Here is an 18,112-nt window from a genome sequence, read left to right on the forward strand (position 1 = left end):
ACGCAGACGGGCAGGGCGCGCCCCCGCGTCCTCACGCGAGTGGCGCGACAATGCCCATTCCGCCGCGCCAGTCGCAGTCGACGGCGGTTTTCGTTGCCGCGCCCCCCGGCGAGGGCTTAGAGTCGCGCCGGGGAAGGGCAGGGATCCGAAGTGAAACAACAAGTTGCCAAACAAAGCTCCGCCAGACGCTACGTGCGCACCGCGCTCGGGCTGGCGCTGGCCCTGGCCAGCGGCGCCGCGTCGGCGCTGGGCCTTGGGCAGATCGAGGTCAAATCGCGGATCGGGCAGCCGTTCCTGGCCGAGATCCCGATCATTTCCAGCGATCCGGCGGAACTGGAGAACCTCCAGGCCGAGCTCGCTTCGCCGCTCGTCTTCGCCCGCGTCGGCCTGCAGCCGCCGATGGGCGTGGTCGCCGAACTGCAGTTCACCTCGGCGCTGGACTCGGCCGGCCGGCCGGTCATCCGCGTCACCACCACGCAGCCAGTCAACGAGCCGCTGCTGACCTTCCTGGTGTCGGTCGACTGGGGCCAGGGCCGACTGGTGCGCGAATACGCGGCGCTGGTCGATGCGCCGCGCACGGTCTCGGCGCCGATGCAGCCGGCGATCGAGGAGACCGTCGTCTCCGAACCCAACACGATCGAACGCGAGCCCGAAGCCGCTAACCCGGCCACCACCGCCGAGGCCCCGCCCGCGACGACGCCGGAAGAGGAAGTCGAACAGGCGATCGCGCGCGAGGAAAACGCCGCGGCCGACAACGAGATCCCCGCCGCGCCGCAGCCCGAACCGCAGCCGCAGGTCGCCTCCGTCACCCCGCCGCGCGAACCGGTGCCGCAGGCCTCGCGCGAGCTGTCGGGCGACTACACCGTGCGACGCGGCGACACGCTGTCGGAGATCGCCGGCCGCATGGAAGGCCAGGCGAGCCTCGACCAGGCGATGATCGCGCTGCTGCGCGCCAATCCCGACGCCTTCATCGACGGCAACATCAACCTGCTCAAGGCCGGCGCGGTGCTCGACGTGCCGTCGGGCGACGAGCTCGCCAGCGTCGAGTCCGGCGAAGCGCGGCGTCTGGTCGCCCAGCACGTGCAGCAGTGGCGCGATGCGCGTCGCGCCGTGCCGCAGCCGGCGCTGGAAGGCGCGGCCGCGTCCGCAGCGGCGACGCCCGTCGGCGGCGCGCCGGGCAACACCACCACGGCGGGTGGAACGGCGACGGCCGATGCCCGCCTCGAAATCGTTCCGCCCGAGGCCGCGCGTGCCGCCCAGGCGGGCACCCAGTCCGGCATCCAGGCCGGCGGCGAGGGCCAGATGCTGCGACAGGAACTGCAACAGACCCAGGAAACCGTCGCCGCACGCGACGCCGAGGTCCAGGAACTCAAGAGCCGCGTCGCCGAGCTGGAGCAACTGCAGAAGCAGCAGCAACAGCTCATCGCGATGAAGGACAGCGAACTGGCCGCCGCGCAGCAGCGCGTGGCCAAGACCAACGAGCAGGCCGCGACACAGGGCGGCTCGCCGCTGCCGTGGATCCTCGGCGGTGGCGCGATCCTGCTGGCGCTGCTCGGCGGCTGGTGGTTCGGGCGTCGTCCGAACAAGCCGGCGTTCCGAGCGCCGTCCGATGCGGCTGTCGTCACCGCGCCGTCGATCGCCGACGCGTTCGCGGCCGGCCCGGACATCGAAGCGCGCCAGGAACCGGAGACGATCGTCGACCCGCCCGCCCCGGAGTACGTGCAGGAGCCGGTGCGGCAGGAAGAGCCCGCGTTCGAACTGACGCCGGAACCGCCGGCGCCGGTGCGTCCGTCTCCGGCCGCGGCGCCCGCCGCGCCGATTGCCCCGGCCTGGCACATCGCCGCGAACGGCAACGGCCGCCGCGGGCACGTCGAACCGACGCTTGCCACGCAGCCGGGCCAGGAACGCCTGGAACTCGCCCGCGCCTACATCGACCTGGGCGACCGCGAAAGCGCCCGCCAGCTGCTGAGCGAAGTCGTCATCAACGGCGACCTCGCCGCGCGCCAGGCGGCGTCGCGGATGCTGCAGGACCTGGGCTGATCGATCAGCGCGTGGCGTAGTGCGGCGAATCGATCAGCACCTGAAGTAGTGCGGCGAACCTTGGCTTGAAGCCCTCTCCCTTCGGGAGAGGGGTTGGGGTGAGGGGCAACGAAGCGATCGCCCCACACGTTGTCGCAACCGCACAGCGCTGCGGTGGCAGAGCCGCCGTTGCGCTGGCCCACCCACCCCAAGCACGATGCCCCAATCCCCACGATTCCGGCCCCACCGGAACTCACGCCGCACCCCGTGAACACGCCCGCCGAATCCTCCCCGCCCGACACCGCCCCGACGCGCCGCTTCGCCCTCGGTATCGAATACGACGGCAACGGCTTCTGTGGTTGGCAGCGCCTGAGCAAGCACGGCGAGCCGGAGCGCGAAGGCGAGGAAACCCTGCAGGCCGCGCTGGAGTTCGCGATCTCCTTCGTCGCCGGCCACCCGGTCGAGACGATCTGCGCCGGGCGCACCGACGCCGGCGTGCATGCCGAATGCCAGGTCGTCCATTTCGACAGCCACGCCGTGCGCGATCCGCGCAGCTGGATGCTCGGCGTCACCAGCCGCCTGCCGCCGTCCATCGCGGTGCGCTGGTGCCGGCCGGTGCCGAACGACTTCCACGCGCGTTTCTCCGCGCGTGCGCGCCGCTATCGCTACCGCATCCTCAACCGCCCCGTGCGCGCGGCGCTGGGCCGGCAGTACCTGAGCTGGGAACGCCGCCCGCTGGACGCCGACGCCATGCACCGCGCCGCGCAGGCCTTGCTGGGCGAAAACGACTTCTCCTCCTTCCGCACCGTGCACTGCCAGTCGCCGCACGCGTGGCGCGAGTTGCAGGACATCCGCGTCACGCGCGCAGGCGACGTCGTCGAAGTGGAAGTGCAGGCGAACGCCTTCCTGCATCACATGGTGCGCAACATCGTCGGCAGCCTGCTGATGGTCGGCAGCGGTGAGAAACCCGAGCGTTGGATCGCCGAATTGCTCGAAACGCGCGACCGCACCGTCGCAGGTCCGACCGCGCCGCCCACCGGACTGGTGTTCCTCGGGCCGCGTTATCCGGCGCAGTGGAACCTTCCCGCCGAGGTGACGCTATGAACGCGTCGGCGCACACGCGCATCAAGTTCTGCGGCATGACGCGCGCGGACGACATCGCGCTGGCGTGCGAACTGGGCGTGGATGCGATCGGCCTGGTGTTTGCACAGCGCAGTTCGCGCAGGCTCGACATCGAACATGCGCGCGCGCTGCGTGACGTGGTTGCGGATGGCATCGACGTCGTTGCGCTCTTCATGGACAACGAGGCCGCGTACGTGCAGCGCGTGATCGACGAAGTGCGCCCGACGCTGCTGCAGTTCCACGGCAGCGAGGACGAAGCCTTCAGCGAGGCGTTCGGCGTGCCCTACCTCAAGGCGGTCGCGATGGGCGGCGACGTCGCATCGGATGCGTTGTCGCGCCATGCACGTGCTGTCGCGTTGCTGCTCGACAGCCACGCCGCCGGCGGCGCGGGCGGCACGGGGCATCGGTTCGACTGGTCGCGCATTCCGCACGATTCCGGGCGCGCGTTCCTGCTCGCCGGCGGGCTGCATCCGGACAACGTCTTCGAGGCGGTGAACACCGTGCACCCGTGGGGCGTGGACGTCTCCAGCGGCATCGAGTCGGCGCCCGGGGAGAAGGACGCCGCGAGAATGCGGCGCTTCGTCGAGGAAGTGCGTCGCGCGGATTCGTTGCCGCGCTGATCCGCGCGATCAGCCCGCCAGTTCGGTGCGCAGCCACGCCACCAGCAGCGCGACGCGCGGATCGTTCGTCCTGCGTCGCGTGACCAGCACCCAACGTGCCTGCGTCTCGACGAAACCCCACGGGGCGACAAGCCTGCCCGCGGCCAGATCCTCCGCCACCAGCGGTTGGGGCGCGATGGCCACGCCCAGCCCCGCATTCGCCGCTTCCAGCAGGTAGTACAGGTGCGGGAACGCGGTGCCCATGTGCAGCGCGTCGGCGTCGAGCCCACTCCCCGCCGCCCAGTCCGACCACGCCTGCGGGCGCGATTGGGTGTGCAGCAACGATTCGTGTGCCAGCGCATCGGGCGACGCGTCGCGCAGGCGATCGAAACCGGCGAAGCGAGGGCTCACCACCGGGCCGAGGCGTTCGGGCGCCAGTTCGTGCACCTGCCAGTCGGCGGGCCAGGGCGCGCGGTCGATCAACAGCGCGGCGTCGAGCCCGGTCAGCGCCACGTCCGGCGTGCGCTCGCTGGCTGCGAGGTGGAGGGTGAGGTCCGGGCGCTCGCGGGCGAGGCGGTCCAGCCGCGGGATCATCCATCGCGCCAGCACGCTACCCGGACAGCCGAGCACCAGCGGAGCCTGCTGCGGGCGCCGGCGCAGGTCGCTCCAGCTTTGGCGGAGCAGGGCGAAGGCGCCGTCGGCGGCCTCGTGCAGCCGCCGTCCGGCCGGCGTCAGGGCAAGGCCGCGGCCTTCGCGGACGAACAGCGCCGTCCCCAGCGCCTCTTCCAGCGCCTTCAGGTGACGACTTACGGCGCCGTGGGTGACGTGCAGCTCCTCGGCCGCGCGGCTGACGCTGTCCAGCCGGGCGACGGCTTCAAAGGCGCGCAAGGCGTTGAGCGGGGGTAGGTCTCGGCTCATTCAAACCTGTGAGGTTTTCTGACAGGACAATCCGATTTTATGCATGTTCCCGGCGGATGTCGTTCGCTAAAGTCACGGCATGTCCCGCCCCGACTTCCATGCCTTCCCCGACGCCGCCGGCCACTTCGGCCGCTACGGCGGTCGTTTCGTCGCCGAGACCCTGATCGGGCCGCTGGAGGAACTGGCCGCCGCCTACGACGCGGCGCGGGTCGATCCCGCCTTCAACGCGGCCTTCGACGCCGACCTGGCGCACTACGTCGGCCGCCCCAGTCCGATCTACTTCGCCGAGCGGCTCAGCCGCGAGGTCGGCGGCGCGCGCATCCTGCTCAAGCGCGAGGACCTGAACCACACCGGCGCGCACAAGATCAACAACACCATCGGCCAGGCGCTGCTCGCCAGCCGCATGGGCAAGACGCGGATCATCGCCGAGACCGGCGCCGGCCAGCACGGCGTTGCCAGCGCCACCGTCGCGGCGCGGCTCGGGCTGGAATGCGTGGTCTACATGGGCGCCACCGACATCGAGCGCCAGAAGATCAACGTCTACCGCATGAAACTGCTCGGCGCGACCGTCGTGCCGGTGACCAGCGGTTCGGCGACGCTGAAGGACGCGCTCAACGAGGCGATGCGCGACTGGGTCACGAACGTGCGCGACACGTTCTACATCATCGGCACGGTCGCTGGCCCCGATCCGTATCCGCGCATGGTGCGCGACTTCAACGCGGTCGTCGGTCGCGAGGCGCGCGCGCAGATGCTAGCCGAGTACGGTCGCTTGCCGGACGCGGTCACCGCGTGCGTCGGCGGCGGCAGCAACGCCATCGGCATCTTCCACGCCTTCCTCAACGATGCCGACGTGCGACTGGTCGGCGCCGAAGCGGCGGGCGAGGGCATGGAAACCGGGCATCACGCTGCATCGCTTGCCGCGGGTCGCCCGGGCGTGTTGCACGGCAATCGCACCTACGTGCTGTGCGACGACGATGGCCAGATCATCGAAACGCATTCGGTGTCGGCGGGCCTGGACTACCCGGGCGTCGGTCCCGAGCACGCCTTCCTGAAGGACAGCGGACGCGCGGATTACGTCGGCGTGACCGATGCGGAAGCGCTGTCGGCGTTCCATCAGCTCTCGCGCACCGAGGGCATCCTGCCCGCGCTGGAATCCAGCCACGCGATCGCGCAGGCGATCAAGCTCGCGCGTGGACTGCCGAAGGACGCAATCGTGCTGTGCAACCTTTCCGGGCGCGGCGACAAGGACGTGCACACCATCGCCGCACGCGAAGGCATTTCGCTCTAGCACCGCGCCTGCGTTCCGGTACGCAGGCAACGTTTGCGGCTTCTCAAGGGGAAGGTCGGGAACGCGGCGGGATCTCCCTCCCTCCCATCCCACGCCTTCCGGGCCTTCCCCTTGAGAGGCTGCGCTCCCCGACACGGCATCGCCATGAACCGAATCGACCGACGCTTCACCCAGTTGCGCACCGATCGCCGCAAGGCGCTGATCCCGTTCGTCACCGCGGGCGATCCTTCGCTGGAGGCGACGGTGCCGGTGATGCACGCGCTGGTCGAGGCGGGCGCGGACGTGATCGAACTCGGCGTGCCGTTCTCCGATCCGATGGCGGACGGCCCCACCATCCAGCGCAGCTCGGAGCGCGCGCTGTCGCGCGGCGCGGGCCTGTCCTTCGTGTTCGAAAGCGTGCGCAAATTTCGTGAACGCGACGCCGACACGCCCGTGGTGTTGATGGGCTACCTCAACCCCGTCGAAATCCGTGGCGCCGAGCGGTTCGCGCGCGATGCAACCGATGCGGGCGTGGACGGTGTGCTGCTGGTGGACCTGCCGCCGGAAGAGTCGAGCGAGTTCCGTGCCGCGTTCGCCGCACATGACCTCGCGCTGATCCTGCTGGCCTCGCCGACGACGACGGACGAGCGCCTGCAACTCCTCTGCGACGCCGCGCAGGGCTACCTCTACTACGTCAGCTTCGCCGGTGTGACCGGCGCTGCGGACCGGCTCGACACCGGGGCGGCGGGCGAGCGCCTGCACGCGATCCACCAGCGAAGTCGCGTGCCCGTGGTCGCGGGATTCGGCATCAAGGACGCCACCAGCGCGGCGGCCATGGCACGCGAGGCCGAAGGGGTCGTGGTCGGCAGCGCGCTGGTGGCGGCGCTGGCCGACGCGACCGAGCCCGCCATACAGGCCCGCACGTTCCTGGCGCCGCTCCGCGCCGCGCTGGACGGCATTCCGGCCATCGCGGAATCGGCGTAGCGGAGCGCCGGGCGCCGACGCCCGCTGCGCTACACTGCCCCGCTTCCGCCGGGGCCCGCTCCGGCATTCTTCACGCCTGAACGGGAATACTCTCAACGCATGTCCTGGCTCAAGAAACTCATGCCCTCGGGCATCCGCACCGAAACCGGCGCCGCCAAGCGCCGCAGCGTGCCCGAAGGCCTGTGGGAAAAGTGCGACCGATGCGGCGCGGTGCTGTACCGCCCCGAGCTCGAGGAAAACCTCGAGGTCTGCCCGAAGTGCAACTACCACATGGCCATCCGCGCGCGCGTCCGGCTGACCGCGCTGCTGGATGAAGGCAGCACGCGCGAGATCGCTGCCGAACTCGGCCCGACCGACGTGCTCAAGTTCAAGGACCAGAAGCGGTACGCCGACCGCATCAAGGCCGCGCAGAAGTCCACCGGCGAGCGCGATGCGCTGATCGCGATGGAAGGCACGCTGAAGCAGCGGCCGCTGGTCGCCGCCGCGTTCGACTTCGCCTTCATGGGCGGCTCGATGGGTTCCGTCGTCGGCGAACGCTTCACCCGCGCAGCCGAACGTGCCGTCGAACTCGGCTGTCCGATGGTCTGCTTCACCGCCACCGGCGGCGCGCGCATGCAGGAAAGCCTGTTCTCGCTGATGCAGATGGCCAAGACCTCGGCGGCGCTCGCGCGCATGCGCGCCCGCGGGCTGCCTTTCATCTCGGTGATGACGCATCCGACCACCGGCGGCGTGTCGGCCTCGTTCGCGATGCTGGGCGATCTCAACCTCGCCGAGCCCGAGGCGCTGATCGGCTTCGCCGGCCCGCGCGTGATCGAGCAGACCGTGCGCGAAACACTTCCGGAAGGCTTCCAGCGTTCGGAATTCCTGCTGGAACACGGCGCGCTTGACCAGATCTGCGATCGCCGCGAACTCCGTGATCGCCTCGCAACCTTGCTCGCGCTGATGATGAAGCAGCCGCAGCCGCCGGCAGAAGAGGCGGCTGCATGAGTCGCCGGTACTTCGGCACCGACGGCATTCGTGGACGCGTGGGCGAGGGGCCGATCTCGGCCGACTTCGTCCTGCGCCTGGGCAATGCCTACGGCCACGCGCTGCCGCGTCGCGACTGGCGCAATCCGGTGGTGATCATCGGCAAGGACACGCGCATCTCGAACTACATGTTCGAGGCGGCGCTGGAAGCCGGGCTGGTCGCGGCCGGCGTCGACGTGCAGCTGATGGGCCCGATGCCCACGCCGGCCGTCGCGCACCTGACGCACTCGATGCGCGCCGACGGCGGCATCGTGATTTCCGCCTCGCACAACCCGCACCACGACAACGGCATCAAGTTCTTCTCCGCCGAAGGCGAGAAACTTGACGACGCCACCGAGCTGGCGATCGAAGCCGCGCTGGAACACCCGTTCCGCACCGTGCCGTCCGAGCAGCTCGGCAAGGCCGTGCGCACGCGCGACGCGCTGGGACGTTACATCGAGCACTGCAAGAGCTCCGTGCCGAAGGGCTTCGACCTGGGCGGCCTGCGTATCGCGATGGACTGCGCGAACGGCGCGACCTACCAGCTCGGGCCGCTCGTGTTGCGCGAACTCGGCGCTCGCGTGGATGCCATCGGCATCGACCCCAACGGCATCAACATCAACGACGGCGTGGGTTCGACCCACCCGGACACGCTCGTCCAGCACGTGCGCGCGACCGGCGCCGACATCGGCATCGCGTTCGACGGCGACGGCGATCGCGTGCTGTTCGTCGACGGCAACGGCGTGATCTGCGATGGCGACGACCTGCTGTACGTGATGGCGACCGACTGGCAGCAGACCGGTCGCCTGCGCGGCCCCGTCGTCGGCACGCTGATGACCAACTACGCGCTGGAGCGTGCCTTCGCCGAACAGGGCATCGGCTTCATCCGCGCGAAGGTGGGCGACCGCTACGTGCACCAGCAACTGGTCGCCAACGGCGGCGTTCTGGGCGGCGAGACCTCGGGCCACATGCTGTGCCTGGATCGCGCCAACACCGGCGACGGCATCGTCAGCGCGTTGCAGGTGCTGGAAGTGCTCAAGCGCCGCGGCGTCTCGCTGCGCGAGGCGCTGGGCGATTTCCGCAAGGTGCCGCAGAAGACGGTGAACGTGCGCTTCGCTGCGGGCTCGAAGCCGGCCGAAGCCGATTCGGTGAAAGCCGCGCTGGCGGAGGCCGAAAAGGCCGTCGCCGGCCGTGGTCGTGCCTTCCTGCGTCCCTCCGGCACCGAGCCGGTCGTGCGCGTCACGGTGGAAGCCGACGACGCCACGCTCATGCAGGACACGCTCGACAAGCTCGCTGCTGCCGTCACTGCGGCAGCTTGAGGGTTTAAGGCCCTCTCCCGTCACCCGGGAGAGGGCAGGTTCACGCTAGCGCTTCTGGAAGCGCGTCAGCATTTCCCACGACTCGCGCACCGCATCGGCCGAGACGTCCGCGTCCGGGATCGCGTCGTAGTTGCGATCCACCACGCTGGCCGAGCCGAAGTTGTCGAACAGGTAGATCAGCGCGCCGTCACGGATGCCGCGCTGCGACCAGCTTTCCACCAGCAGCGGCCGCTTGCGCGGGAGCTCGCCGAACAGGTCCATGCCGGTCGAGTAATCCGCGCTGTCGCTTTCGCAGCCGAGCGCGTGGCGCATCACGGTGGGGACGAAATCCTCGTGCGACGTCGCCGCGTCCACGCGACGCGCCGGACGGCCGGGCCAGTGCAGCACGAACGGCGTACGCAGCTGGTAGTCCGAGAAATTACCGTTGTGGCCCCAGTAGTTCTTGCGCATGTCGTTGAACTCCTCGCCGTGGTCGCCGGTGATGAGCACGACGGTGTTCTTCGCAAGTCCGCTTTGTTCGAGCGTGTGCAGCAGTTCGCCGATCAGCGCATCGCTGTAATGCACGGCTGCCCGGTAGCGATTGAATTCGGGCGTCGGGTCGTGGTCCGGGCCGAGGTTGAGGAAGTTCACGTCCTGCGCCATCGGCTGGAACGGCGAGCGGTATCCATCCGGCAGGTGGTACGGCGCGTGGGGCGAGTCCAGGAAGACGAAGCCGAAGAACGGCTGGCCTTTCGGATGGTTGCGGATGTCGGCCTGCATGCGCGAGACCACGAAGCGGTCGCGTTCGGCGCTTTTGGCCTTCGGCGGCCCGATGACGATGCGGTCGCGCACCTTCGAAAACACCGTGCGGTCGAACTCGGGGCTGTAGAGCGGCGCGCTGCCGTAGATGTGCATCGCATAGCGGTCGGCGAGCATGCGGTCGATCATCACCGGCCCGCGCTGCTGCGCCAGCATCGCCTGCCAATAGCCGCCGGGCAGCCCGTACATCAGCCCGAACAGGCCGAAGCGCGTCGCATTGCCCGTGCTGTAGTGGTTCCGGAACCACTGCGCGTCCTGCGCGTAACGCCAGGTGTTGGGCATCACGGCAGGATCGAGCATGTCGTGGCGCAGCGACTCCACCAGTACCAAGAGCACGTTGAGCGATGGCGAGGCCGCGCATTGCGGCGCGCTTCGCGGATACCCGAGGCGATCGCCTGCATCGGGCAGTTCATGGGCCTGCGCGGTCTGCACGCCGAAGCGGTGCAGCGCGTTCTTCAGTGTGATCGGCTGCGCCCACGGGATGTAGGTCAGCTGCGACATCACCGCGCGATCGCCGCGCGCGTCCGAGTACGCCGCCATGCCCTGGCTCACCAGGAACAGCGAGACGGCGATCCACCACGCCTTGCGGATGTGGAGCAGGACCGGGCGGCGGCGCAGCGCCTGCCACCACAGCCGCGCGCCCAGGACCTGGAGCGCGAGCAGCGTGGCCGCGCCAAGCGCGATCAGCGCCCACATCTTCGCCGAGAAGGCGACCTGGTCCTGCAGCGCGCCGCCGAAGATCATGTTCGCCACCATCGCATTGAGGTGGAAGCGATACAGCGCGAAGACCTTCGCGTCGGCGAGCAGCAGGAGCAGCCACCCCGTCTGCATCAGCACGGCTAGCGCGATCATCCAGCGCGGATTGCGGACGACGCGGCCGAGCACGTACGCCGGCAGCGCGACAATCGCGCCGAAGAAGATGAAATGCCCCGGCAGGGCCAGCAGCAGGAACAGCGTCGAATGCCAGGCGCTGCCGGCGTCGGTCAGGGGAATGTTGCTGAGCGTGATGAGGCAGGCCAGGACGGCGTTGCCCAGGATCAGGCCGGTCAGCCAGGCGTTCGCGCGCTGGCGCAGGGGAGGGGCGACGTCTTCCATTCGTCCGGGCGGGGTAGGAGGGGCGGGAAAAAAGCCCACCATTATCCGGCAATGCCGTCGCGCGGAGCCCATGCGGAAAGACATCCCGCCTGAACGGCCCGCCGGCGTCCCCGCGAGCCCGGCCTGCCGGCTGCGGGCGGTATCATGTGCGGCTCCTCCAGACCCGCAGCAACAGGAATCGACGTGAACCGCATCCCGACCCTCGACATCCGCCGCTTCAGCGATCCTGCCAGCCCGGCCGATCGCGAGGCCTTCGTGGCCGAACTCGGCGCGGCGTACCGCGAGTGGGGCTTCTGCGGCATCCGCGGCCACGAGATCTCCGACGCGCAGATCGACACCGCCTACGACGTCTTCAAGCGCTTCTTCGCGCTGCCGGACGAGGTGAAGCGCAAGTACAACGTCCCCGGCAGCGGCGGCGCGCGCGGCTATACGCCTTTCGGTGTGGAGACGGCCAAGGATTCCAAGCACTTCGACCTGAAGGAGTTCTGGCACGTCGGCCGCGAGATCCCGCGCGATTCGAAGTACGCCGACGTGATGCCGCCGAACCTGTGGCCGGAGGAAATCCCGGAATTCCGCGACGTCGCCTATGGCCTGTACACGTCGCTGGACCAGCTGGGTTCGCGCGTGCTGAGCGCTCTAGCGCTGCACATCGGCCTGCCGGAGAGCTACTTCGCCGACAAGACCGACTCGGGCAACTCGATCCTGCGCCCGATCCACTACCCGCCGATCACCACCGACGACGTCCCCAACGTCCGCGCCGGTGCGCACGAGGACATCAACCTGATCACGCTGCTGGTCGGCGCCAGCGCAGAAGGCCTGGAAGTACTGTCGCGCAAGGGCGAGTGGGTGCCGTTCACGGCGGACGCCGACACCATCGTGGTCAACATCGGCGACATGCTGCAGCGCCTGACCAACCACGTGTATCCGTCGACGACGCATCGCGTGGTCAACCCGAAGGGCGAGAAGGCACGCCAGCCGCGCTATTCCACGCCGTTCTTCCTGCATCCGAACCCGGATTTCCTGATCGACGTGCTGCCTTCGTGCGTCACGGCCGAAAACCCGAGCCGTTATCCGGAAGCGATCACCGCGCACGGTTACCTGGAAGAGCGCCTGCGCGAGATCAAGCTGAAGTAATCGCAGCAACGGTCAATCGGATTTGACGACTCCGGCCGCCTGCAGCGCTTCGCGCCAGGCGGCCAGTTTTTTGGCGAAGGCGACCGCCGCGTTCGCCGGGCTCGTGGAGGGCAGGCGGAATGCGAGCAGGCCGAATGCCTTCAGCGGCGGGCCGAAACGACGATACGCGGCTTCCGCCTTGGCCCCGTTGAACAGCACCGTCCTCAACTTCGCGTGCTGCTTGAAGAACTCGGCGAAGTCGTTCGCCTGCGCCGTCGCATCGACGATCGCCGAGTCCAGGCTGCCTTCGCGCTCGCAACGATCGAGCACATCCCACAGCGCGATGCCGGCGGATTTCAAGCGTGCGAGTCGCTGCGCGTAGGGCAGCGCGGGATCGGCCCCGACGAGTTCGCCCATGATCGGCCAGAAGGCGTTGCGCGGGTGCGCGTAGTAGCGCTCGGCCTGCAGCGACGCGACGCCCGGCATGCTGCCCAACACGAGCACGCGCGCATCGCGCGTGGCGACGGGCGGAAAACCCTGCAGCAATGACGAATCCGCGCGCGATGGCGTGTCCATGGGGGGATTCTCGCCGACGTGGAGTAAACTTGCCGCCGCTCGCGGCCGGTCGTGCCGCCGCAATCCCGAAAGACGCAGAGGAGTGGTCATGCGCCGCAAGATCGTTGCCGGAAACTGGAAGCTGCATGGCGATCGCGATTTCGCGCTGGCGCTGCTGGACGCGCTCGTCGCGATGCCGGCGCCGCAGGGCGTCGAACGCCTGATCCTGCCGCCGCTGCCGTACCTGGCCGGCCTGGTCGTGCGCTACGGCGAGAAGGGCCTGACCTTCGGCGCGCAGGACGTCAGCGAGAACCAGAAGGGCGCCTACACCGGCGAAGTGTCCGCGACGATGCTCAAGGACGTTGGCGCGCGCTACGGCCTGGTCGGGCATTCGGAACGTCGCCAGTTCCATGGCGAGACCAACGAGCTGGTCGCCCGCAAGTTCCTCGCCTGCAAGGCTGCCGGCCTGACGCCGATCCTCTGCGTCGGCGAAAGTCTGGCCGAGCGCGAGGACGACAAGACGCAGTGGCGCATCGAGAAGCAGCTCGCCCCGCTGTTCGAGCTGGGCGGCGAGGGCGTGTTCGAAGGCGCGATCGTCGCGTACGAGCCCGTCTGGGCCATCGGCACCGGCCGGACCGCGACCCCGGAGCAGGCCCAGGAGGTCCATGCATTCATCCGTAGCGAAATCGCTGCGCGCGATGCTAGAATCGCTGGCTCGCTACCGATCCTGTACGGCGGAAGCGTAAAGGCCGACAATGCCGCCGCGCTGTTCGCGCAGCCGGACGTCGATGGCGGCCTGGTCGGAGGCGCCTCGCTGGTGGCCGAAGACTTCCACGCCATCGCTGTCGCGGCGGCACCCTGACGTACTCGAAACCACTTTCGTAGAACCCCACGATGCTGTTGCTGCTCAACGTCATCTATGTGCTGATCGCGATCGCGATGGTTGCGCTGATCCTGATGCAGCGCGGCGCAGGCGCCCAGGCCGGTTCCGGCTTCGGTGGCGGCGCGTCGGCCACCGTCTTCGGTGCGCGCGGTTCGGCGAACTTCCTGTCCAAGGCGACGAAGTGGCTCGCCATCGCGTTCTTCGCGATCAGCCTCTTCATGGCTTGGCAGGCCACCCGCAAGGCCACGGGCGACACCGGCGCCGCGCCGAGCGGTGTCATGGCCGAAGTCCCGGCGGTTCCGAGCGCACCGGCGCCGGCCACCGGCAACGCCGCGGTTCCGGCTGCGCCTTCGGCCGCTCCGGCCCCGGCCAGCGCCGCTCCGGCCAGCACGGTGCCGCAGGCGCCGGCGGCGCAGGAAGCGGTCCCGGCTGCTCCGGCACCTGCGCAGCAGGCGCCCGCGACGCAATCGCCGGAACCGGCAAAGCCGCAACCCCCTGCGGGCGGCTGAGTTAACGCGGTAAACTTTGTTTTCATCGGCCCGGCACGGATTGCCGGGTACGGTCAGCGATGACCGGAGCGATCAACGCCCACAGGGCACCGATCGCGTCAGGAAGACGACATGCCAGCGATGGCGTGGGTTTGATTGCCCAGGTGGCGGAATTGGTAGACGCACTACCTTGAGGTGGTAGCGACGTAAGTCGTGGGGGTTCGAGTCCCCCCTTGGGCACCACACCGAACAACCCTGCTGTCAGTGAATTGCAGCAAACGCACCACAAGCACCACCGACCGAGGTGCGGCACGCACGGCGGGCCGAGTCTCGCGCGGGGATCACCCAGGCGGCTGCCGCCGAGCCAGGTCGCGGTAACGCGATCGAGCTAAACGAAGCGAGAGAACACCGAGTGCTGGCCGAATACCTGCCGACCCTGCTGTTCCTGATCGTCGCCGGAGGTATCGGCGTCGCCCTGCTGGTGGTGGGCAAGGTGCTCGGCCCCCAGCGTCCGTCCATCGAGAAGCTCTCGCCTTACGAGTGCGGCTTCGAGGCGTTCGAGGACGCGCGCATGCAGTTCGACGTGCGCTACTACCTCATCGCGATCCAGTTCATCATCTTCGATCTGGAAATCATCTTCATCGTGCCCTGGGCCACCGTGTTCCGAGAACTCGGCGTGGTCGGTCTCGTGGAAATGGGCATCTTCGCCGGCATGCTGCTGCTCGGCTTTATCTACGTCTGGAAGAAGGGAGCACTCGAATGGGAGTGATCCAGAGCGTCTCTGACCTCATGCACAACCCGCTGCCCGAGGGGCGGCTGGACGACATCCTGCGCCCTGAAGGCGACAACCCGCTGCTGCAGAACGGCTTCGTCACCACGAGCATGGACGCGCTGTGGAACTGGGCGCGCACCGGCTCGATGTGGCCGATGACGTTCGGCCTGGCCTGCTGCGCGGTCGAGATGATGCACGCCGGCGCCGCGCGCCTGGACCTGGACCGCTACGGCGTGGTGTTCCGCCCGTCGCCGCGCCAATCCGACGTGATGATCGTGGCCGGTACGCTGGTCAACAAGATGGCCCCGGCGCTGCGCAAGGTCTACGACCAGATGCCGGATCCGAAGTGGGTCATCTCGATGGGCAGCTGCGCCAACGGCGGCGGCTACTACCACTATTCGTACTCGGTGGTGCGTGGTTGCGATCGCGTCGTCCCGGTGGACGTCTACGTCCCGGGCTGCCCGCCGACGGCCGAAGCGCTGGTGTACGGCATCCTGCAGCTGCAGAAGAAGATCCGCCGCGGCACCAACTTCGGCGAAAACATGCAGGGCGTGCGCTGACATGGCCCAGCCCTACGATTTCATGGATGCCCAGGCGCTCTCCGGGCGCCTGACCGCGCGTTTCCCCGAAGCGATGGTCGTCATCGCGCCGGGCCGCAACGAAGTGACGATCGACGTCGCCGCCCCGCAGTGGCTCGCCACCGCGATCGCGCTGCGCGACGAGTTCGGCTTCGAGCTGTGCGTCGACGTCAGCGGCGTCGATTACCTCAGCTACGGCAGTGACGAGTGGGACACCGACGTGTCCTCCGAAGGCTTCTCGCGCGGTGTCGAAGGCAAGAGCGCCGGCCGTTTCGTGTGGGGCGAGCAGCCCAACGGCGCCGCTGCCGCGCCGGAGCGCCGCTTCGCCGCGGTCGCGCACCTGCTGTCGTGCCAGCACAACGAGCGCGTCCGCCTGCGCACGTTCGCCGACAACGACGACCTGCCGGTGGTGGATTCGCTGACCTCCGTGTGGCCGGGCGTGAACTGGTTCGAGCGCGAGGCGTTCGACCTGTACGGAATCGTGTTCGAAGGCCACCCGGACCTGCGCCGCATCCTGACCGACTACGGTTTCGTCGGCCATCCGTTCCGCAAGGACTTCCCGCTGATCGGCAACGTCGAAGTGCGCTACGACGCCGACAAGAAGCGCGTGGTGTACGAGCCGGTGTCGATCGAGCCGCGCGTGCTCGTCCCGCGCGTGATCCGCGACGACGCCCGTTACGAGACCGCGCAGGGTGAGGCTGCACAGCGCGGCGAGGTGAAGAAGTGAGCGCCCAGCTTTCCAACGGAACCGTGAGCAACACGTCCGGTCTCGGCAGCGGTGCCGAGATCCGCAACTACACGCTGAACTTCGGTCCGCAGCATCCGGCCGCGCACGGCGTGCTGCGCCTGATCCTGGAGATGGACGGCGAAGTCGTGCATCGCGCCGACCCGCACGTGGGCCTGCTGCATCGCGCGACGGAAAAGCTCGCCGAATCCAAGCCGTTCAACCAGTCGATCGGCTACATGGATCGCCTGGATTACGTGTCGATGATGTGCAACGAGCACGCCTACGTGCGCGCGATCGAGACCCTGCTGGGCATCGAGGCGCCGGAGCGTGCGCAGTACATCCGCACGATGTTCGACGAGATCACCCGCATCCTGAACCACCTGATGTGGGTCGGTTCCAACGCGCTCGACCTGGGCGCGATGGCCGTGTTCCTGTACGCCTTCCGCGAACGCGAAGAGCTGATGGACTGCTACGAGGCGGTCTCCGGCGCGCGCATGCACGCGACGTACTACCGCCCCGGCGGCGTCTACCGCGACCTGCCGGAGCGGATGCCGAAGTACAAGGAATCGCCGTGGCGCAAGGGCGCCAAGCTCAAGCGCTTCAACGAATGGCGCGAAGGCTCGCTGCTGGATTACCTGGAGGCGTTCACCGACGACTTCCCCAAGCGCGTCGACGAGTACGAGACGCTGCTCACCGACAACCGCATCTGGAAGCAGCGCACCGTCGGCATCGGCGTCGTGTCGCCCGACCAGGCGCTGGCCTGGGGCATGACCGGCGCGATGCTGCGCGGCTCGGGCATCGCCTGGGATCTGCGCAAAAAGCAGCCGTACGCGAAGTACGCGGAGATGGACTTCGACATCCCGGTTGGCGTCAATGGCGACTGCTACGACCGTTACCTGGTGCGCGTCGAGGAGATGCGCCAGTCGAACCGGATCATCAAGCAGTGCGTGAAGTGGCTGAAGGCCAACCCGGGCCCGGTCATCGTCGACAACTTCAAGGTCGCTCCGCCCAAGCGCGAGGACATGAAGGACGACATGGAAGCCTTGATCCACCACTTCAAGCTGTTCTCCGAAGGCTACTGCGTGCCGGCCGGCGAGACCTACGCGGCGGTCGAAGCGCCCAAGGGCGAGTTCGCCTGCTACCTGGTCTCCGACGGCGCCAACAAGCCCTTCCGCGTGAAGCTTCGCGCGCCGGGCTTCGCGCACCTGTCGTCGATGGACGCCATCGTTCGCGGCCACATGCTGGCCGACGTCGTGGCGATGATCGGCACCTACGATCTCGTGTTCGGCGAGGTCGACCGCTAAGCGCGGCGGCCCGTTTAGGAATCTGGACAAATGAAGGCGACCGGAAATTTCGAAGCCTGTCAGCACGTCGACCCGATGGTCGCGCTGTCTGACAAGACGCGTGCGCACATCGACCACTGGCTGGCGAAGTTCCCGCCGGACCGCAAGCGCTCGGCCGTGCTGCAGGGCCTGCACGCCGCGCAGGAGCAGAACGACGGCTGGCTGAGCGACGAGCTCATCGCCGCCGTGGCCAAGTACCTCGACCTGCCGCCGGTGTGGGCGTACGAAGTGGCCAGCTTCTACTCGATGTTCGAGACCGAGCAGGTCGGCCGCAACAACGTCGCCTTCTGCACGAACATCAGCTGCTGGCTCAATGGCGCCGAAGACCTCGTGCGTCATGCCGAGAAGAAGCTTGGCTGCAAGCTGGGCGAATCCACTTCCGACGGCCGCGTCTACCTCAAGCGCGAGGAAGAGTGCCTGGCCGCGTGCTGCGGCGCCCCGGTGGTGGTCATCAACGGTCATTACCACGAGAAGCTCGACGCCGCGAAGGTGGACGAGCTGCTCGACGGACTGAAGTGAGGCCCGGC

General features: G+C 68.5%; 18 protein-coding genes and 1 tRNA gene. 16 read left to right on the forward strand and 3 right to left on the reverse strand.

Annotated features, from left to right (window positions below; translation table 11 throughout):
* Window positions 1-150: 150 nt before the first annotated feature.
* The 3 genes from ABIE51_RS08240 to ABIE51_RS08250 all read left to right on the forward strand — a co-directional run bounded on the left by ABIE51_RS08240 (window position 151) and on the right by ABIE51_RS08250 (window position 3,761).
* Window positions 151-2,040 carry a type IV pilus assembly protein FimV gene (locus ABIE51_RS08240; RefSeq protein ID WP_354503814.1) on the forward strand — a complete coding sequence of 630 codons (1,890 nt, stop codon included), beginning with the start codon at window positions 151-153 and terminating at the stop codon, window positions 2,038-2,040.
* A 246-nt stretch (window positions 2,041-2,286) separates the two neighbouring features.
* On the forward strand, window positions 2,287-3,123 hold the full coding sequence (gene truA / locus ABIE51_RS08245) for a tRNA pseudouridine(38-40) synthase TruA (RefSeq protein WP_192630363.1): 837 nt from the start codon (window positions 2,287-2,289) through the stop codon (window positions 3,121-3,123).
* Window positions 3,120-3,761 (forward strand): phosphoribosylanthranilate isomerase, encoded by a 642-nt coding sequence (locus tag ABIE51_RS08250; RefSeq protein ID WP_192630364.1) that lies wholly within the window; start codon window positions 3,120-3,122, stop codon window positions 3,759-3,761. The genes truA and ABIE51_RS08250 overlap by 4 nt, the downstream gene beginning before the upstream one ends.
* A 9-nt stretch (window positions 3,762-3,770) precedes the next feature.
* On the opposite strand, the gene ABIE51_RS08255 is transcribed toward ABIE51_RS08250, so the two are convergent.
* Window positions 3,771-4,658, reverse strand: coding sequence for a LysR family transcriptional regulator (locus tag ABIE51_RS08255; protein ID WP_192630365.1), 888 nt, complete (start codon window positions 4,656-4,658; stop codon window positions 3,771-3,773).
* A 79-nt stretch (window positions 4,659-4,737) separates the two neighbouring features.
* Here ABIE51_RS08255 and trpB point away from each other — a divergent pair, with 79 nt between their 5' ends.
* The 4 genes from trpB (at window position 4,738) to glmM (ending at window position 9,233) form a co-directional block, all read left to right on the forward strand.
* A complete protein-coding gene (gene trpB / locus ABIE51_RS08260) occupies window positions 4,738-5,946 on the forward strand; it encodes a tryptophan synthase subunit beta (RefSeq protein WP_192630366.1) in 1,209 nt (402 codons plus the stop codon).
* Between the two features lie 144 nt (window positions 5,947-6,090).
* The gene (gene trpA, locus ABIE51_RS08265) at window positions 6,091-6,909 is read left to right on the forward strand and encodes a tryptophan synthase subunit alpha (protein WP_192630367.1); all 819 of its coding nucleotides are present in this window, start codon (window positions 6,091-6,093) and stop codon (window positions 6,907-6,909) included.
* A gap of 99 nt (window positions 6,910-7,008) precedes the next feature.
* Window positions 7,009-7,896 carry an acetyl-CoA carboxylase, carboxyltransferase subunit beta gene (accD, locus tag ABIE51_RS08270; protein ID WP_157029846.1) on the forward strand — a complete coding sequence of 296 codons (888 nt, stop codon included), beginning with the start codon at window positions 7,009-7,011 and terminating at the stop codon, window positions 7,894-7,896.
* Window positions 7,893-9,233: a phosphoglucosamine mutase gene (glmM, locus tag ABIE51_RS08275; protein WP_192630368.1), complete on the forward strand. Its 1,341-nt coding sequence runs from the start codon at window positions 7,893-7,895 to the stop codon at window positions 9,231-9,233. Before accD ends, glmM begins: the two co-directional genes overlap by 4 nt.
* A 45-nt stretch (window positions 9,234-9,278) precedes the next feature.
* Here the strand turns inward: glmM and ABIE51_RS08280 are convergent, their stop codons facing one another.
* Entirely contained in the window at window positions 9,279-11,126 is a 1,848-nt protein-coding gene (locus ABIE51_RS08280) for a DUF3413 domain-containing protein (RefSeq protein WP_192630369.1), read from the reverse strand.
* 144 nt (window positions 11,127-11,270) lie between these two features.
* Between ABIE51_RS08280 and ABIE51_RS08285 the strand changes: the two genes are divergently transcribed.
* Window positions 11,271-12,260, forward strand: coding sequence for an isopenicillin N synthase family dioxygenase (locus tag ABIE51_RS08285; protein ID WP_192630370.1), 990 nt, complete (start codon window positions 11,271-11,273; stop codon window positions 12,258-12,260).
* Between the two features lie 12 nt (window positions 12,261-12,272).
* Here ABIE51_RS08285 and ABIE51_RS08290 read toward each other — a convergent pair whose 3' ends face one another.
* The gene (locus tag ABIE51_RS08290; protein WP_192630371.1) at window positions 12,273-12,815 is read right to left on the reverse strand and encodes a DNA-deoxyinosine glycosylase; all 543 of its coding nucleotides are present in this window, start codon (window positions 12,813-12,815) and stop codon (window positions 12,273-12,275) included.
* Window positions 12,816-12,903: 88 nt separating this feature from the next.
* Between ABIE51_RS08290 and tpiA the strand changes: the two genes are divergently transcribed.
* The 8 genes from tpiA to nuoE all read left to right on the forward strand — a co-directional run bounded on the left by tpiA (window position 12,904) and on the right by nuoE (window position 18,104).
* Window positions 12,904-13,656 carry a triose-phosphate isomerase gene (tpiA, locus tag ABIE51_RS08295; protein WP_192630372.1) on the forward strand — a complete coding sequence of 251 codons (753 nt, stop codon included), beginning with the start codon at window positions 12,904-12,906 and terminating at the stop codon, window positions 13,654-13,656.
* Window positions 13,657-13,688: 32 nt separating this feature from the next.
* Complete coding sequence (gene secG / locus ABIE51_RS08300; protein ID WP_157029852.1) at window positions 13,689-14,186, forward strand: preprotein translocase subunit SecG; 498 nt, start codon at window positions 13,689-13,691, stop codon at window positions 14,184-14,186.
* A gap of 137 nt (window positions 14,187-14,323) precedes the next feature.
* Window positions 14,324-14,408 (forward strand) — tRNA-Leu (locus ABIE51_RS08305).
* Between the two features lie 169 nt (window positions 14,409-14,577).
* Window positions 14,578-14,934, forward strand: coding sequence for an NADH-quinone oxidoreductase subunit A (locus ABIE51_RS08310; RefSeq protein WP_115840673.1), 357 nt, complete (start codon window positions 14,578-14,580; stop codon window positions 14,932-14,934).
* Entirely contained in the window at window positions 14,925-15,497 is a 573-nt protein-coding gene (locus tag ABIE51_RS08315) for a NuoB/complex I 20 kDa subunit family protein (protein WP_115840672.1), read from the forward strand. Before ABIE51_RS08310 ends, ABIE51_RS08315 begins: the two co-directional genes overlap by 10 nt.
* Window position 15,498: 1 nt before the next feature.
* Complete coding sequence (locus ABIE51_RS08320) at window positions 15,499-16,242, forward strand: NADH-quinone oxidoreductase subunit C (protein ID WP_192630373.1); 744 nt, start codon at window positions 15,499-15,501, stop codon at window positions 16,240-16,242.
* Between the two features lie 23 nt (window positions 16,243-16,265).
* A complete protein-coding gene (locus tag ABIE51_RS08325) occupies window positions 16,266-17,546 on the forward strand; it encodes an NADH-quinone oxidoreductase subunit D (protein WP_115840670.1) in 1,281 nt (426 codons plus the stop codon).
* Between the two features lie 30 nt (window positions 17,547-17,576).
* On the forward strand, window positions 17,577-18,104 hold the full coding sequence (nuoE, locus tag ABIE51_RS08330; RefSeq protein ID WP_115840669.1) for an NADH-quinone oxidoreductase subunit NuoE: 528 nt from the start codon (window positions 17,577-17,579) through the stop codon (window positions 18,102-18,104).
* Window positions 18,105-18,112 lie beyond the last annotated feature (8 nt).

The organism is Lysobacter sp. OAE881 (assembly GCF_040546665.1).
Lineage (GTDB): Bacteria > Pseudomonadota > Gammaproteobacteria > Xanthomonadales > Xanthomonadaceae > Lysobacter_J > Lysobacter_J soli.

Bases quoted from the DNA above. Each gene is read 5' to 3' on its own strand.
- tpiA (WP_192630372.1), top strand. From the start codon at position 12,904: ATGCGCCGCAAGATCGTTGCCGGAAACTGGAAGCTGCATGGCGATCGC.
- ABIE51_RS08285 (WP_192630370.1), top strand. From the start codon at position 11,271: ATGTGCGGCTCCTCCAGACCCGCAGCAACAGGAATCGACGTGAACCGC.
- nuoE (WP_115840669.1), top strand. From the start codon at position 17,577: ATGAAGGCGACCGGAAATTTCGAAGCCTGTCAGCACGTCGACCCGATG.
- trpA (WP_192630367.1), top strand. From the start codon at position 6,091: ATGAACCGAATCGACCGACGCTTCACCCAGTTGCGCACCGATCGCCGC.
- accD (WP_157029846.1), top strand. From the start codon at position 7,009: ATGTCCTGGCTCAAGAAACTCATGCCCTCGGGCATCCGCACCGAAACC.
- ABIE51_RS08320 (WP_192630373.1), top strand. From the start codon at position 15,499: ATGGCCCAGCCCTACGATTTCATGGATGCCCAGGCGCTCTCCGGGCGC.
- secG (WP_157029852.1), top strand. From the start codon at position 13,689: ATGCTGTTGCTGCTCAACGTCATCTATGTGCTGATCGCGATCGCGATG.
- ABIE51_RS08255 (WP_192630365.1), bottom strand. From the start codon at position 4,658: ATGAGCCGAGACCTACCCCCGCTCAACGCCTTGCGCGCCTTTGAAGCC.
- trpB (WP_192630366.1), top strand. From the start codon at position 4,738: ATGTCCCGCCCCGACTTCCATGCCTTCCCCGACGCCGCCGGCCACTTC.
- glmM (WP_192630368.1), top strand. From the start codon at position 7,893: ATGAGTCGCCGGTACTTCGGCACCGACGGCATTCGTGGACGCGTGGGC.
- ABIE51_RS08315 (WP_115840672.1), top strand. From the start codon at position 14,925: ATGGGAGTGATCCAGAGCGTCTCTGACCTCATGCACAACCCGCTGCCC.
- ABIE51_RS08280 (WP_192630369.1), bottom strand. From the start codon at position 11,126: ATGGAAGACGTCGCCCCTCCCCTGCGCCAGCGCGCGAACGCCTGGCTG.
- ABIE51_RS08250 (WP_192630364.1), top strand. From the start codon at position 3,120: ATGAACGCGTCGGCGCACACGCGCATCAAGTTCTGCGGCATGACGCGC.
- ABIE51_RS08290 (WP_192630371.1), bottom strand. From the start codon at position 12,815: ATGGACACGCCATCGCGCGCGGATTCGTCATTGCTGCAGGGTTTTCCG.